Annotated in this window: 10 protein-coding genes and 1 pseudogene; 8 read left to right on the top strand and 3 right to left on the bottom strand. The window is 39.8% G+C overall.

Going from position 1 to position 16558, the window contains the following annotated elements; all coding sequences use genetic code 11:
• Positions 1-1142: 1142 nt before the first annotated feature.
• Positions 1143-5858 (bottom strand): NAD-glutamate dehydrogenase, encoded by a 4716-nt coding sequence (locus tag BTR_RS11330; RefSeq protein ID WP_012232567.1) that lies wholly within the window; start codon positions 5856-5858, stop codon positions 1143-1145.
• Positions 5859-6141: 283 nt separating this feature from the next.
• Between BTR_RS11330 and BTR_RS11325 the strand changes: the two genes are divergently transcribed.
• The 4 genes from BTR_RS11325 to rpsP all read left to right on the top strand — a co-directional run bounded on the left by BTR_RS11325 (position 6142) and on the right by rpsP (position 9357).
• Entirely contained in the window at positions 6142-6798 is a 657-nt protein-coding gene (locus BTR_RS11325) for a carbonic anhydrase (RefSeq protein WP_012232566.1), read from the top strand.
• Positions 6799-7049: 251 nt separating this feature from the next.
• Positions 7050-8612 carry a signal recognition particle protein gene (ffh, locus tag BTR_RS11320; protein WP_012232565.1) on the top strand — a complete coding sequence of 521 codons (1563 nt, stop codon included), beginning with the start codon at positions 7050-7052 and terminating at the stop codon, positions 8610-8612.
• A 24-nt stretch (positions 8613-8636) separates the two neighbouring features.
• Complete coding sequence (locus BTR_RS11315) at positions 8637-8966, top strand: chorismate mutase (protein ID WP_038474769.1); 330 nt, start codon at positions 8637-8639, stop codon at positions 8964-8966.
• Positions 8967-8982: 16 nt separating this feature from the next.
• Positions 8983-9357, top strand: coding sequence for a 30S ribosomal protein S16 (gene rpsP / locus BTR_RS11310; protein ID WP_012232563.1), 375 nt, complete (start codon positions 8983-8985; stop codon positions 9355-9357).
• Positions 9358-9505: 148 nt separating this feature from the next.
• Here the strand turns inward: rpsP and BTR_RS11305 are convergent, their stop codons facing one another.
• A complete protein-coding gene (locus tag BTR_RS11305) occupies positions 9506-9721 on the bottom strand; it encodes a DUF1674 domain-containing protein (RefSeq protein ID WP_012232562.1) in 216 nt (71 codons plus the stop codon).
• 83 nt (positions 9722-9804) lie between these two features.
• Between BTR_RS11305 and htpX the strand changes: the two genes are divergently transcribed.
• The 4 genes and pseudogenes from htpX to BTR_RS11285 form a co-directional block, all read left to right on the top strand.
• Positions 9805-10854: a zinc metalloprotease HtpX gene (htpX, locus tag BTR_RS11300; RefSeq protein ID WP_012232561.1), complete on the top strand. Its 1050-nt coding sequence runs from the start codon at positions 9805-9807 to the stop codon at positions 10852-10854.
• Positions 10855-10913: 59 nt separating this feature from the next.
• Positions 10914-12278 (top strand): RsmB/NOP family class I SAM-dependent RNA methyltransferase, encoded by a 1365-nt coding sequence (locus BTR_RS11295; protein WP_012232560.1) that lies wholly within the window; start codon positions 10914-10916, stop codon positions 12276-12278.
• A 64-nt stretch (positions 12279-12342) separates the two neighbouring features.
• Positions 12343-14088, top strand: a complete 1746-nt coding sequence (locus BTR_RS11290; protein WP_012232559.1) for a heparinase II/III family protein — start codon at positions 12343-12345, stop codon at positions 14086-14088.
• 355 nt (positions 14089-14443) lie between these two features.
• Positions 14444-14645, top strand: a pseudogene (locus BTR_RS11285) (Arm DNA-binding domain-containing protein); the annotation flags it as partial.
• A 1505-nt stretch (positions 14646-16150) separates the two neighbouring features.
• Here the strand turns inward: BTR_RS11285 and BTR_RS12485 are convergent.
• A complete protein-coding gene (locus BTR_RS12485; protein WP_012232557.1) occupies positions 16151-16303 on the bottom strand; it encodes a DUF1127 domain-containing protein in 153 nt (50 codons plus the stop codon).
• Positions 16304-16558 lie beyond the last annotated feature (255 nt).

Below are 16558 nucleotides of genomic sequence, written 5' to 3'. Positions count from 1 at the left end.
AGCACCCCACACAAAATATACTGCGTTGCATATTCACGGGCTTGTTTTAAAGAGACATCTCTTAAAGTGCACCCAAGTCCATTTTGTGCCAGCGCCTGTGTGTGAATGGTATAATGTCCATTGAGCACCATTATCTTTACGCTTGAAGGAGTAAGCCAGCACCATCAAACATTTTGCTAACCCTAATATTGTGATAAGCCCTTAAACCATTGAAATAGTTCATAAGAGTTGTTTTTAGTTCTTCCTTGATAAGTAATCCACATGGCTTTCCCATTTCCAACATGCAAGGGGGGAGGATTTTAATTGATTCAATATAAACAGACTTGAAATGAGAGAAACTTAGAATACTGTGATTCTCTTTCAATATGCAAAATGATAAAGTTATGATTGTAAATCAAGGCATTATATTTTTATGATGAAGGATATTGAATAGCAGAATTTTAATTTTTTTGGTTCAATCCATAGGAATTCTTGAAACTGTGCAGCGTTTATTGTCTGCGCAAGCTTAATAATCTTTAAGCGTTATTTTAGGGGTTGCTTTGCTTAAAAATGCGGGATAGCATCTCCGTTCTTTCCTTGTTGATTATAGTTTGCCAGCAGATTTTGTATATTTTGACTTAAGTTTTGTACCAATTCATTTTATTTCTAAATGATTTTTAAGGGGGTCTCAAAAGGTCTTTAAAGAGCTTTCAAAGCCTGTCATCCTTTTTGTGACAAAATTTCAGTTTTTTCTATTTTTTACATTTTTTCGATATTCAGATGTCAAAATCCATTTTTACAAAACGCACATTGACTGATAAAAAATGGTCACAAAAACAGGTGATACCTATCACTCCCTAATCTCATTTGGTATAAAACCTATTGTCAGATTACATTGATATTGGTTATGGATGGATAAAACAGGGATAAAAGCTTAGCCGTTTTTTTTCTGCGTTTAAATCTGAAAATTGATGTTTTTACGTTGAGAAATCAATTCTGTTGTCTTTTTGAAATTGTTTACGAGCAATTCTATTGTGATAAGGAGCAGGAGTTTTATTTTTGGTGCTGCTCTATCCTTAAAATGAAAACTCCCACTCTATCCTTGCTGGCTCGCTGTGGTAGGATAGAATAGGCGTTTTTAACTGAGTCATTTTATACTTATTTTAAGTTTGAAAGCCAGTATTTTGAAGTTGAGAAATCAATCCTGCTGCAAAAGTAAAACGAGAAATATTGAGATCATTTTCAATAAGAGCGCTAATGCGGTTTGTGATATTGTGAATATGATCTTCTTTTGTTTCTTTCCAAGTGGCAAAAGGATTCTCTTTTTTCCCATAATTTTTGAGGATTTTTATAACAATTTGCCGTAAGCTTTCGGAAACATTTTCTTTGGCTTGGTTTAAAGCCATACTATCATAGTAATCGAGGATAGGAATTGTTCTTCTCGCTTCGTTAATTCGGTTTATACGAATGATCTGCGCAAGTGAAAAATAGATTCCTGCGGTTTTAATAAGATCGCTGTTGCTTTTTTTTGCAATTAAAGAAATATCACAGATGGTTGGAGCAGCTTCCAAAAGAGCTAATTGTTTCGCTAATGCTTTTGGTGTTCCTTCTTCACTGTAGTATCGAGCTTTTTCTTCAATTTTTTTCTTAATATCGTTATCGTCAGAATGCATAAGCTCTTTTTCAATAATATTACGGGCTTGTTTTATTATTTTTACAATTTCTTCTAATGGACGTGAGAGATCCATGTTGTGCAAACCCCAATTGGTTGTTTCAAAGAGCATTGGGGTCATTGCTGCGTAGAATTTGTTTTGGACAAGACCGGGTATTTTGTTATCAAGCTTATCAATTTGATCAGATAATTGAGGAATTTCAAAACCATCACGAATGGCAATGAAAACGCGAATAATATTTTCAGCCTTTTGTTCTGTTGCATCGCGTAGTTGATTAACAAAAGTAGGACCGCCACGATTGACAATATCATTAGCAATCAGCGTTGCAATAATATTACGACGCAATTGATGGTTAATGACTTCCTTCTCAAAATTTTCTTGAATTTGGGTTGGAAAATAATTCAGCAAGGCTGCATTGAAATAGTGATCATCAACAATGGGGCTATTGGCAATTTCTTCTTTGAGCGTTAATTTAGCATAGGCAAAAATAACAGCAAGTTCTGGACGGATAAGACCTTTGCCTTGGGTTATTCTTTGCCGTAAAACTTGCTCATCAGGGAGTATTTCAACTCTACGATCTAGAAGTTTTTTTTGTTCCAAATCGTGCATAAAGCGTATTTGATAGGGTAAATCAGCAGTACTTTGACTTTCTGCTAAAGAAAGAGCAAGGGGTTGTAGATAATTGTTGCGCAAGACGAGTTGTTCGACTTGAGGAGTCATTTTTTTCAAGAGTTTATTGCGTTCTTCACGGGTGAGTGTTTTAGCCCGAAGGGCTGATGCAAGGACAATTTTGAGATTGACCTCAATATCAGAACAATTCACACCGGCAGAATTGTCAATGGCATCCGTATTGCAGCGACCACCATTTGAGACATATTCAATTCGTCCACGTTGTGTAACACCAAGATTAGCGCCTTCGCCAATAATTTTTGCACGCACTTGTTCTCCGGTAATGCGTATTGCATCATTGGCACGATCGCCTACTTGGGCATCACTTTCTGTTGTGGCGCGGATGTAAGTACCAATGCCCCCAAACCATAAAAGATCAACAGGAGCTTTGAGAAGAGCAGAGATAATTTCAAAAGGGGTTCCTGTTTGTTTTTCGAAACCAATAGCGCGTGCTGCTTCAGGTGAGAGCGTAATGGTTTTTTCTTTTCGTGAGAAGATACCACCGCCCTTTGATAATTTACTTTGGTCGTAATCCTGCCAACTTGAGCGAGGCAGTTTGAAGAGACGCATACGCTCTGCATAGCTTTCTTCTATGTTTGGATTTGGATCAATAAAGATATCGCGGTGATCAAAAGCAGCAATTAATTTTGTTTGTTTGGAAAGGAGCATTCCATTGCCAAAGACATCACCAGACATATCACCAACACCCACACAGGTGAAGGGCGTTGTTTGAATATCGTGATTAAATGATTCTCGAAAATGTCTTTTGACGGCTTCCCATGCACCTTTGGCTGTAATACCAATGGCTTTATGGTCGTAGCCTGCTGAGCCACCAGAGGCGAAAGCATCATCGAGCCAAAAATGGTTTGCTTGGCTGATAGCGTTGGCTGTATCAGAAAAGGTTGCTGTCCCTTTGTCTGCTGCGACAACAAAATAGGGGTCAGGATCATCATGACAGATGACATTGTGGGGCGCACTTATTTTGCCGTTAACCAGATTGTCTGTGATGGAGAGCAAAGCCGTGATAAAGTCCGTATAAGCTTGTCGTGCTGCTTCTATGATGAGAGCACGGTCATTTGTTTGAGGAAGGCGATGGGGATAGAATCCACCTTTTGCACCCGCAGGAACAATAACGGCATTTTTAACTTGTTGGGCTTTGACTAAGCTGAGCACTTCGGTGCGATAATCTAATGCGCGGTCAGACCAACGAATTCCGCCACGAGCGATAGGTCCAAAACGCAAGTGGACCCCTTCAACTTCTGGTCCATAAACAAAAATTTCTCGATAAGGACGCGGTTCAGGCAAACCTTCAATTTGGCGCGGATTTAATTTGGTGGCTAAAATACGCCGTGGACTGCCATCGCTAAGGGGTGTAAAGGCATTTGTTCGTAAACTCGCATCGATAAGGTTACAATAACGGCGTAAGATGAGATCATCATCTAAACCAGATACTTTCCGTAATTTTTCTTCGATACGCTTTTGAATAACCTGTTGGTTTTTTTTCCGCTCTTTTTCTGGATGACTTTGATGAAATTTGAAATGAAATAAAGTATAAAGCTCTTTGGTAATGTCAGGATAAGCATTTAAAGTTTGGGCGACGCGGTCTTGCGAATAAGGAATTCCAGCTTGTTGGAGATAACGCCCGTAATGGCGCAAAATAACAATTTCATGCCAATCAAGCTCAGCAGTTTGGGTGAGGGCATTAAAGGCGTCATTATCAGCATTTTGTGCCCAAATGGCTTCAAAGGTTTCGGCAAGCTTTTGACCGTCTTTTTCAAAATCAATACAGAGTTGGAAAGTACTCTCTAGTTGCATATCATGAAGATATACGGATTGTCCGTTGCCATCTGGTAATTCAAGCGTTTGTTCCGCAATAACGCGAAACCCCATATTTTCAAGCAGTGGTACACGTTTGGAAAGAGCAAGGGCTTCATGGCGGTGAAAGAGCCGAAGAGAAATATTCTGTTTTTCTTTTTCTTTGTTGTGTGCGTGATAAAAGGTCACGAAAAGAGGTTTTTTATCATGAAGGCTTAAAATATGTCCGGCATCTTTAATGGCATCTTCCGCTGAGAATAAATCACGATAACTGTTGGGAAATTCACGAGCTAGGTGGGTTTGTGGTTCTGTTGTTTTGTGGATCAGAGCAATGGTTTGAACACTATCTTCCCAACTTTGTGCGATTGAACGGACATGTTGTTCAAGTGTGGCGCGCTCATGAAGCGGAACAGTTTCGCTACCTTTGCGATGGATAATATAATAGACACGGATAAGGGCGCTTTCCAAAAATAGCGGATAGGATTCAAAAAAGTCGCCTTTATAAAGCTCAACAAAATGTTCGCCGACTTCTTCACGGAGGCTGCTTCTGTATTGATCACGTGGTACATAGACAAGGATAGAAACAAAGCGCCCAAAAGAATCAGTGTGGACAAGCACCCGCAAACGCGGACGTTCGTCGAGTTGCAGGATAAGTTTGGCATTTTCTGTTAATGTATCAACATCCGTACGAAACATTTCATCTCTTGGATAGGTTTCTAAAACACTGATGAGTGCTTTTCCTGAATAGTCTGCACGATTGTATCCAAGGCGTTGAATGATGGTTTGGGCTTTTTCTTTCAAGAAAGGAATTTGCAAGATAGAGCGTGTATAAGCTGAAGAGGTAAAAAGCCCTACGATACGTAATTCTCCGCAGAGTTGGCCTTCTTTATCAAAGATTTTAAGACCAATATAATCGAGCCAAACAGAACGGTGAATTTTGGAGCGGCTATTCGCTTTTGTTACAATAAATAGGTTATCACTTTCCATAAAGGATAAGACTTCCTGAGGAGGTTCTTTCATACTTTCATCATCAACAATATGAATAGAAGCATCCGCGAGTATACCAAGTTCAATGTTACTCGCTGTAAAGGATTTTATAGGTTTCTGATCTTTGATGAAGTTGTAAGTGCGCATGCCAAGGAAGATGAAATTATCGTCTGTAAGCCAGTGAAGAAATTCAATAGCCTTTTCGCCTTCTTGTTTGTAGTGTGAGGGAAGGCTTGTTTGATAGGCATGAATATGCTTTTCAACTTCTTCAAGCATCGGTTTCCAGTCTTGTACAGCAGCATTAACCTGCTCAAGAACTAAGGTGAGTTCATTTTCAAGTTTTTGTATTTGTTGTTCGTTTAACGACTCGATGTGAATTTGCATCAGACTGATGCGTTTTCCAGAAGCACAATCAAGAATGGGGTGTGCAATCAAATAAATATGGTTTTTATGTTGATTGAAGACATTTAAAATAGAATCAAGAAGAAAGGGTTTGTTATCATTGACAAGCGTGATAACAGTTATAGTCCTGTTATTGCGGGTCAAATTTTGTTCAAAGCAGATGGTATTTTTTCCTGCCTGATGGAGATTGAAAGCTTTTACTGCGACGGCTGCGGCTTTTTGAAGTTCTTTGTTTTCGTAATAAGCAATATCTTCTTTATCAGTTTGAGCAAAAAGCACTTTTTCTATTTTATCTGGTGTGTTTTTTGTTTCTATTGTTTTTTGTTGCAACACATTCACTCTCCCTTTTTGCTCTTTGAGTCTTTTCTTATTTTGTTTTCATATTTAAGAGCGGACCATTATATTTTTTTACACTGTAACACTTTCTTCCTAAAGAAAATAGCTCTTTATTGGGAAATAATGACAGTGTTTTTATTATTTTTTAGTAATAATTTGCACTTTAAAAGAAATATTTTACATCAATGAAAGGGACTTTTTAGTATTTTTATATATTAATAGTTTGTTTTTCAAATTATATGAAATGAAAGTAAAGAGAGAATGAGAAGTAAAAGAGAGAATGACCCGTTTACCAGAAAGACTTTTAAGTGGTTACCAAAATTTTATCAATAATCATTTTTCATATAAAACAGAACATTATCAGCAATTGGCGATTGAGGGGCAAAAACCTGAAGTTTTGATTATTGCTTGCTGTGATTCGCGTGCAGTCCCAGAAATGATTTTTGATGCTAAGCCTGGGGAAATTTTCACCTTACGCAACGTGGCAAATGTGATTCCTCCTTTTTCTCCTGATAACAAATATCATGCAACATCAGCGGCTCTTGAATATGCAGTGCAATTGCTTGAGGTAAAACATATTGTTGTTTTTGGTCATGCTCATTGTGGAGGTGTTCGTACGGCTCTTAAGGAGACATGTAAATCGTTACCGTCAAATGATTTTATTGGCCAATGGATTAGTCTTTTAGCGCCAGCCGCAGAAATCGTTTTGAATAATAAATCACTATCTTGGCCAGAAAAACAGACGGCTTTAGAGCAGCTTTCTATTCGCCATTCGTTGAGAAATTTAGAGACGTTTCCGTGGATAAAGTTTCGCAAAGATCAAGGTATTTTAACATTGCATGGGGTTTGGTTTGATATCTCTAGCGGGAAATTATGGAATGTGGAACAGGAAACAGGTTGTTTTATGCGTGTTGAAGTTGAAAGTTTTGAAGGGTAGTATTGTAGTATTTGCTGTTTTTATTTCTTCGTATAAAAAGACATTTTATGATAAAACTTGACAAAGCTGGGGTTTTATTGTTTGAAGGAGCAAGCTTTCAGTGACAAAATCAACTTGGAGCCACCGACTGAGACCCCAATGCAAGGGTATGAAGAGATCTCAGAGGTCAACATTCGACGGCGCGATGCGTTCTCGGGTGCTATTTTGGTTTGTTCGTTATGTAACTTTGTTATGCAACAATGAGGTAAATAATGTTTGAATCCTTGCAAGAGCGACTTGGTTCTATCCTGTCTCATTTGACGGGGCGTGGTGCTTTGTCGGATCAGGATGTTGCAGAGGCGCTGCGTGAAATTCGGCGCGCTTTGTTGGAAGCTGATGTTGCTCTTGATGTTGTCCGTTCTTTTACCGATAGGGTTCGTGAAAAAGCTGTTGGGACTGAGATTGTTAAATCAATTAAACCAGGCCAAATGGTGGTTAAAATTGTTCATGACGAATTGGTTCGTATTCTTGGAAATGAAAGCGTTCTGAGTGATTTGAATGCACCAGCGCCCGTTGTTATCATGATGATTGGTTTGCAAGGCTCCGGAAAAACAACCACAACAGCAAAGCTTGCAAAACGTTTCACTGATAAGCACAATAAAAAAGTTCTCATGGCGTCTTTAGATACACGTCGTCCTGCTGCACAGGAGCAATTGCGCCAATTGGGAGAACAAGCGAAACTTGCAAGTTTGCCTATTATTGCGGGACAGCTACCCGTTGATATTGCATCACGTGCCGTGCAGGCTGCTAAATTGGGCGGTTATGATGTGCTTCTTCTTGATACTGCAGGACGTAATCATATTGATGAAGCTTTGATGCTTGAATTAGCTGAAATTAAAGCGTGTTCTCTTCCTCATGAGATTATGTTGGTTGCTGATAGTTTGACGGGGCAAGATGCCGTTCATCTCGCGCGTTCTTTTGATGAGCGTGTAGGGATTACAGGGATTATTTTAACACGCATGGATAGTGATGGGCGTGGGGGCGCTGCTCTTTCTATGCGTGCTGTTACAGGTAAGCCGATTAAAGCAATCGGAACCGGTGAAAAAATAGAAGACTTGGAAGAGTTTCATCCCAGTCGGATTGCTGATCGTATTCTCGGAATGGGGGATATTGTTTCTTTGGTTGAAAAAGCTGCTGAAACAATGGATCATGAAAAAGCTGCTGCTTTTGCAAAAAAGCTGCAGAGCGGAAAATTTGATCTGAATGATCTTGCAGAACAGTTGCAGAAAATGAAAAAACTGGGTGGAATGGGCGGCATTATGGGCATGTTGCCAGGATTAGGCAAGGTCAAAGAGCAGATTGCGGCAGCTGGTCTTGATGACCGTTTGTTTAATCGTCAATTGGCTATTATTTCGTCCATGACGCCGCAAGAGCGTATGAATCCAGAGCTTTTAAAACATAGCCGCAAACAACGAATTGCTAAGGGATCTGGAACAACGGCCGCTGATATTAATAAACTTTTGAAGATGTATCGCCAAATGGCTGATATGATGAAAGCTATGGGTGGTAAAGGCAAAAGTGGTTTGATGGGAAAAATGTTAGGAGGTCTTGGCTCTAAAATGGGATTTGGAGGAATGGGAGGTGCAGATTCTCCGGCTATGCCTGATTTATCGGGATTGGATCTTAAGCAATTCTCAACGCTTCAAAAGCAGATTAAAAATGATAATGGAGGGAAGCTTTTGCCTGGACTTCCCGGACGCGATCCTACATTTCCTGGTCTTTCTAATGGCATTGCCGATAGGGGAAAACTTCCTCAGCATCTTAAGAAAAAATAAGATGCACAGAGGGAAAGGAATATGATGCAGGAAACAGTATTAAACGAATTGGCGCATTTACGAGCATCTATTGATAATTTTGATGCAACTTTGGTTCATATTTTAGCAGAGCGTTTTCGTTGTACGAAAGCTATTGGGCGCTTAAAAGCACGTTATGATTTGCCTAAAGTCGATCCTCTGCGTGAGCAACATCAGATAGCGCGTTTGCGGCAATTGGCTATGGATAGTCATCTTGATCCTGATTTTGCTGAAAGATTTTTAAAGTTTATTGTTAAAGAAGTTGTGCGTCATCATGAAATTATTGCTGAAGAGCAAAAAATAAAAAAAGTCAATTTAAACGAAAGCCAGAGCTGACAATAGGAGATAAAATATGGCATTGAAAATTCGTTTGTCCCGTGGAGGTTCAAAGAAACGTCCTTACTATCATATCGTCGTTGCAGATGTTCGTAGTCCGCGCGATGGGCGATTTCTTGAACGTGTTGGTGCATGGGATCCAATGTTGCCTAAAGATGGACCGAGGGTAAAACTGAATGAAGAACGTATCCAGTATTGGCTTGGACAAGGGGCTCAACCAACAGATCGCGTTTTACGGTTTTTAGATGCGGCTGGCTTAAAAAAGCGTCCAGCCCGCAATAATCCCCATAAAGGTGAGCCAGGTAAAAAAGCACAAGAACGTATAGCCGCAGCAAAGCAAGCGGCAGAGGATGCAGCAGCTGCGGCTGAAGCAGATTCTGCTTCAGAATAAGAAACGTAATTGTTTAATCACACCTCTTTAAAGATTCTAGACGAATAAATGTTATCCGTTTTTGCTGATCAAAAACGGATCTTCTTTAAGAGGATGTTTATTAAAACCGTGTTGGTTTTTTTAGATTCAATTTTGGAAATCTATAGCTTTAAAAGTCGATGGCGCGGCCTTTAATTTCCCAGTCTCCATAGCGGGATGGATCTTTTCCGCCGCGTCCACCGTTTTCCAATGGCTGTTCTTTTGTTGTTGCGTCTTTTCGTCTTTCTTCAGCTTCTTTAAGGGCGCGTTGTGCTGCGGGAGAAAGGGATGGTTGTTTAATGACAGTTGTATTTTTTTTACTTATTTTTTCATCTTTTTTATTCATTTTACACCTATTCCATTGAAGAAGCAGAAAGAAAACCCCATCATATAGTATTGGTAGACTTTTATCATGGAGTTTTTTGAGTAATGAATATAATGCGTACAGCCATGCTTTTGGCTTTTATGACGGCTCTCTTTATGGGGGTTGGTTATCTTGTTGGAGGGGGCAGTGGTATGGTCATAGCTCTTTTGATGGCAAGTGGTTTAAACTTTTTTTCTTATTGGAATTCAGATAAAATTGTCTTACGTATGTACGGGGCGCGTGAAGTTGATCGGCATTCCTCACCTGTTTATTATAAAATTGTAAGCGATTTAGCTAAAAAAGCTTCTCTTCCTCAACCAAAAGTTTATGTCATTGATAATGCACAGCCAAATGCTTTTGCAACGGGACGTAATCCGCAAAATGCTGCTGTTGCCGCGAGTACTGGGTTGTTGGAACGGTTAAGTGCAGAGGAAGTTGCTGGTGTTATGGCGCATGAGCTTGCACATATTGAGCATCGTGATACCTTAACCATGACTTTAACAGCAACGATTGCAGGGGCAATTTCAATGCTTGGCAATTTTGCTTTTTTTATGGGGGGACAGCGCAGCTCTTCGGAAGATTCTCATGGAGCTGGGGCAATTGGAGGATTTATTGCACTGCTCGTGGCACCTTTTGCCGCAATGCTTGTGCAAATGGCCATTAGCCGTACGCGTGAATATGCTGCGGATCGGAGGGGAGCTGAAATATGTGGTAATCCTTTATGGTTGGCTTCGGCATTGCGTAAAATTGCTGATGGGGGGCATGGCGTTTATAACGAAGAAGCAGAGCATAATCCAGCAACAGCACATCTATTTATTATCAATCCTTTGAGCGGTGAGGGAGCAGATAGTCTTTTTTCGACTCATCCGGCAACGGCAAATCGTATTGCTGCTCTTTATCGGCAAGCAGAAGAGATGAAAGGGGCTCTTGCCGAAAGTGGGGGATGGAATGAAGAAGGCGGTATGAATAAAAAAAGCAATGATGAAATGAATTATGGAGATTTTCGCGGTGGTCAGGCTTATGTACCCGGAGAGCAAGAAAACAGCACTTTTCAGCGGGTTACAAAACGTCCTTCTTGGCTTCGTTATGATAATTCAAAAAAATCTCGTTCATAGAATTTTGAGGAGATTTTTAGGCGGAGCTCTTGAGAAAACAGTGATATAAAGGTGTTGTTTTGAAACACAAAAAAGCGGGGCATGTTTCTGAAAAAGATGTTCCAGGATTAGCTGTTCGGCAGGTGTGTGTGCGCCTTTTAGGGGCGGTGGTTGATAGGTATACACCTCTTTCTGGTTTAACGGATAATGAACACGGACACCCACAATATTTAAAACTTTCACAACGAGATCGTTTGTTGTGTCGGGCTATTTTGACAACGTCATTGCGTCATCGAGGGCAGATTACGGCGGCTCTCTCATGCTTTTTAGAGCGCCCTTTACCTTCACAAGCACTTTCACTTCAGCATCTTCTACATATCAGTGTGGCGCAAATTCTTTATCTTGATATTCCTGATCACGCGGCTATTGATTTAGCTGTGCGTGTGGCAAAATTTGATCCGCGTATGCGTCGTTTTTCAGGGGTGGTGAATGCTCTTTTGCGCAATGTCGCACGGGAGGCGGCGCCTTTACGCCAACAAGTTCCGACCATTGAAGGTGTTCCAGCATGGTTTTCCCAGCTTTTAGTATCCGCTTATGGAATAGAAAAGGCACAACAGATTATAGAACTTCAAAGTGTGGAACCCCCTCTCGATTTGACTGTGAAATCTGATAGTATTGGATGGGCTGAGAGACTTGGTGGTGTGGTGTTGCCTAATGGTTCTGTTCGATTGAATCGTTTGGAGTGTTCTGTTTCTGATTTACCAGGCTATCGTGAAGGGGCTTGGTGGGTTCAAGATTTTGCCGCAGCGTTGCCTGCTTGCTTATTGGGAGAACTTCGGGGGAAACGCGTTGCTGATCTTTGTGCGAGCCCTGGGGGGAAAACAGCACAATTGGCTTTGCAAGGGGCAGAGGTGACAGCCATTGAGCTTTCTGCTAATCGTGTAAAGCGTTTGAAAGAAAATATGGAACGGCTCTATTTTTCCGTTCACATTTGGCAGGGGGACGTGAGAAATTTTCATCCCACACAGCTGTTTGATGCGGTTCTTCTTGATGCTCCTTGTTCTTCTACAGGAACGATCCGTCGTCATCCAGATATTTTATGGACGAAATCGAGGGATGATGTCATCAAGTTAGCGGCGTTGCAATATGATTTGCTTGTCGCAGCAATTGCTTTGGTCAAAAAGGGAGGGCGGATTGTTTTTTCCAATTGTTCGTTGGCAAGAGAAGAAGGTGAAGATCTTATTGAGAAAATTTTATCGATACGCAATGATATTGTTCTAGATCCTATTTATCCAGAGGAAATGGGAGCATTGGCACATTTGCTTTCTGAGGGGATGGTGCGCACGACGCCGGCGGATTTTTGTCATAAAAATTTTGATGCTGAGAAAACTGCGCCTTTAGGAATGGATGGTTTTTTTGCCGCGCGCTTACGAAAAATTGCTTAATTAACGTTTCATTTACACAAATGGTCGAAATTGTATCTGATTCAGCATAGATGGAGATGGAATTTTGGCGGTTGCAGTAAAAGCTCCTCAGGTGAAAGTGGCAGCCTGTATCGATACGCTACAGCATGTTATGCGGCGTTTATGGGTTGGACCCTTGTTTCGTTGGCGTTTTTCAGGGTTTCGTCCTCATAAAATTTTAGCGCATCCCGTTGATTTGCATATGGCTGATCCGATGATGGCGCATGAATTTTATCATGGTCGTTTTGCTTTTGCTGGTCATATTGTTCATTCTGGTGCTGTTTCACCATTTTCATTGGCTCCACCAACGCTGGAATGGGAAGCGGCTCTGCATGATTTTCATTGGTTGCGCCATATGGATGCAGCAGAAAGTGATTTAGCTACGGCGCATGCGCGCGCGCTTTTAGAAGATTGGCTTGACCATGCTGGCAAGAAGGTAAAGGGGCTTGCTTGGAGTGCTCCTGTTGTGGCACGGCGTTTGATTTCGTGGATTTGTCACTCAAAAATGTTGTTAGAAGGGGCAAGTGAACGGTTTGAAAAACGCTTTTTACGGGCACTTGGTTTGCAATTTCGTTACTTGCGCGTAACAATTTGCAGTATGGATCATGATGATAAACGTTTACAAGCAGCAACGGCTTTGACGTTCGCCTCTCTTGCGTTGCCTGTTTCTGCAGACGTGAAAAAAAAGGTACAGACCATCCTTATAGAAGAGCTCTCACGTCAGATTTTGGTTGATGGTGGACATATTTCCCGTAGTCCTATTATCTTATTTAATTTGTTGTCAGACTTATTATCTTTACGTTATCTTTTTATGCGGAGCAATGAAACAGCACCCCGTATTTTGATTGATTCTGTTGAGCGTATGTTGCCAGCTTTACGGTTCTTTATTCATGAAGATCAAACATTGGCGCATTTTAATGGGGTTGGTCCCCTCGTGTCGGAACGCTTATTGAAACTTTTGGAGCTTGATGAAACAGGAGGGCATCCTTTTAGTTATGCTCGTTATTCAGGGTTTCAGCGCTTAAAAGCCAATCAAACAACAGTGCTTGCAGATACAGGAAAATTTCCACCACGTTCTGTTGCACAGCAGGCTTGTTCAGGGTGTTTATCTTTTGAAATGTCCTCACAAGGACACCGTTTCATTATCAATACCGGTGTTAACCCTGATGGGCGGCAAGATTATCGACATTTAGGGCGTGTTACTGCGGCCCATTCAACAGCGACGCTTAATGATTGTTCGGTGGGTACTTTTTATAAAAAAAAGAAAAATAGCGCTTCCTTTTTGTTTGATGGACCCAGGGAAGTTCAAGTGCACCGTATAGAGGATTCAGGAAAAACAGGTTTTATTGCGAGCCATAATGGTTATGTGCGACCCTTTAATCTTATTCATGAGCGTGGTCTTATTTTGGCGACAAGTGGAGATATGATCGAAGGCTTTGATCGCTTTTTTATGCCCGATAAAGGGGGAAAGAGACATAAGAGGGTGCAAAGTGAACAAGATCATGTTGCGGTTCGGTTTCATCTTCATCCACAAGTTGAGGTTAACTATGATGGTGAGCGTGTGTGTTTAGCGGTAAAGGACGGACACGTAGAGGACGAGAAAGTATGGTATTTTATATCGCCTGATGCGGATATTTGTCTTGAAGATTCAATTGATTTTGCGGAATTAACAGGTCCGCAAAGGACACAGCAGATCGTTTTATATTTTCGCCCTGCATTTCAGGAAAAAGTTCGCTGGCGTTTTATCCGCAAAGCGTTTGATAAAAAATCAGAACATTGCTCCAACCTATAGTCATAACGTTTTATTTTCACGTCTTAAAACATCATCGTTTATTGTGCTAATATCCTACTTAAGGACCATGTAAATTTTTACATGGAAGTATTTTTGTAAGCGTATGGGATGGATATTTTGAGGCAAAGTTTGCCTATAGAATCTCATGAGGTAATGCTAAGAGGGGTTTTCTCTATCATGCAAGATATTGATTTATAATGATAATTTAGCGTTGTTCATATTGAATTAGAACCCCTAATACCGTAAGATTCTCTCATTTTAAATCTGTTTATCTTGAATCAATCAAAACCATTCGTTTGTACGTCACAAGCGGGGCTGGCGTGTGGGTAAAAACTGTATAAAAAAGGATTAAAAAATGGCTCTTATGAATCGGCTTAATGCAAGAGCTGTCGCAACATTTTAGGGCTGGCAAATATAATGATGGTGCTGGCTTGTTACTCCATAAGTGTAAAGATGGAGATGCTCAATGGCTTTACCGTTATACCATTCACGGGCGCTGTCGTGAAATGGGATTGGGTGCCTTAAGACATGTCTCTTTAAAACAAGCTCGTGAATTAGTAAAACGGCGTTGTTGACGGATTCTTATTTACAGATCGGTATTGGCTAAGAATTTTCATTCTTTAAGGGGGTGGAGAGAAAATTAAATGGTTGCTTATCTTTAAAAAGTTCTGGAGTGTGCTGCTATAATCAATATTCCGCTCTGATGGAGCTGTACGTTTAAGATAATAAAATTTTTTCTTGCAAATTTATGCTCTTGTTAAAATTTTTTTTAATTATCCTCATTTCACAATGGTGCTCGTATAGAGTATAACGTAAAACTATAGAGCATAATGCAAAATTCTTGGCAAATGGTGTAGGGTTATTACACCTGCCCTTTTTCTCTTTATTTGGATTTGGTTTTATGACTTTCAAAAGCCTCTAGAAGAGTATTATTTAAAACAATATGGATCATGCTTTATTTTTTATACTTTTAAGAATTTAACATATTGATTTATATCATTTATTATTTGAAACTTAAATGAAAATTTCGAAAATGGTAAGATTTTCTCGCTGCGAATTTGTTCAGGTGAATTAACGCATATAATTTGTACGCTCTAACGAGGGGTGGTGTGTAAACTTGCTGTAAGAAAGGGATAAAAATAGTTTTTCTGGACACTTTCAAGCGCCAAGAGTTGTTACAACATTGAAGGATAATGGTATGATATTTTGATTTATGCCTTTATTTAAGCTTAAAGGAGAGAATGTTCAGAGGATTTTCTTCATAAGTGTTGCCATGAGAGGGGTATGATGCGCATTGAGAGATATTTTTTAAAAACAAAAGCGTATGAAATATGATGACGTTTTAATTTTGGATTTTCTGTTTTGCGTGAGGGGTATGATTTTATTGAAGAGAGAAAAAAGGTGAGGGAGTGCACCTCATTTTTTAAAAGGTATAGATGTTTTTGAAAGTTGTAAAACTGAATGAAAAAATGACGGTAAAGATGTGAATAGTTTTTTATCTTTGAGATTTCATATTTTTGCTAAAATAAGTTGTTTTCCATTTTAGAAGTATTCCTTCTCCTATCTCGCATATAAAAACGGATAGAGGCAAGCATTAAGCGCGCTTAATCTTTGTTTTGATCACATTATTGCTGCTTATAGCGTAACAAGCCGGAATCATCACGCACTCTTTGCTAGTTTCCAACGTTGTGGCATCCCTTGGCGCTTGAGACGGTTCATTATAGGCATTTTTAGTCCTTTTTTGTATGTTTCATTCCAAGCACATTCTCTTCGCTTGTCATGAGCAAGAGACGTGGTTTTAAAAGACCTAAGACAATCTACAGGCGAGTCTCTCATTCAATACGCAAAATACAAAATAATGGACACGCTTGATGAATCAAAAATTGTTCATCGCAGAAATATTGAGAATTCAAGAGACAACATTGCAACAAAGTTTCAGGGAAAAACCCCTTCTACTTTGTCTTATCATACTAACAATGAAGCGATAACAACCAGCCTCAAACTGTTTTTTTCTTTATAGCGAAGCGCTTCTTCCAACCCTCAAAGATTCTTTAAACAACTTTTAGGAAGATTTACGTGAATAGCGCCGTGCAACTGAATCAATATCCCCTCGACAGATGCCAAGATCATTGAGTTCATAGGTTGAAAGACGGCTTAACGCATTAACGGTTCGACGATAACGACGCCAATTACTATAAGAACGTAGAATATTCATATCCTGTACTCAAACTCTGTTACACTCTTTAGTTTAAGATAGAGCATATCACTAAAAAAAGTTGTGCTATAATGTCATAACAGGTATGCATCTACATACAGAAAAAGACCTTTTAACAGATATCTCAATGTAAAAAGGCAACTTTTAAAGCTATTCATAACGGTAATATCTTATTCCTAAAACAATGGCTAAATTATGTGCATTTTCTGCAATGATAACTTTTTCATTACACGTATATTCTCTGGATTGGATAAC

The sequence above is a fragment of the Bartonella tribocorum CIP 105476 genome (assembly GCF_000196435.1).
GTDB lineage: Bacteria > Pseudomonadota > Alphaproteobacteria > Rhizobiales > Rhizobiaceae > Bartonella > Bartonella tribocorum.
The sequence above is the reverse complement of the archived record's forward strand: the minus strand, read 5'-3'. Positions and strand labels throughout refer to the sequence as shown.

Coding starts and splice junctions, on each gene's coding strand:
- BTR_RS11325 (WP_012232566.1), top strand. CDS start 6,142: ATGACCCGTTTACCAGAAAGACTTTTAAGTGGTTACCAAAATTTTATC.
- ffh (WP_012232565.1), top strand. CDS start 7,050: ATGTTTGAATCCTTGCAAGAGCGACTTGGTTCTATCCTGTCTCATTTG.
- BTR_RS11315 (WP_038474769.1), top strand. CDS start 8,637: ATGCAGGAAACAGTATTAAACGAATTGGCGCATTTACGAGCATCTATT.
- rpsP (WP_012232563.1), top strand. CDS start 8,983: ATGGCATTGAAAATTCGTTTGTCCCGTGGAGGTTCAAAGAAACGTCCT.
- BTR_RS11305 (WP_012232562.1), bottom strand. CDS start 9,721: ATGAATAAAAAAGATGAAAAAATAAGTAAAAAAAATACAACTGTCATT.
- htpX (WP_012232561.1), top strand. CDS start 9,805: ATGAATATAATGCGTACAGCCATGCTTTTGGCTTTTATGACGGCTCTC.
- BTR_RS12485 (WP_012232557.1), bottom strand. CDS start 16,303: ATGAATATTCTACGTTCTTATAGTAATTGGCGTCGTTATCGTCGAACC.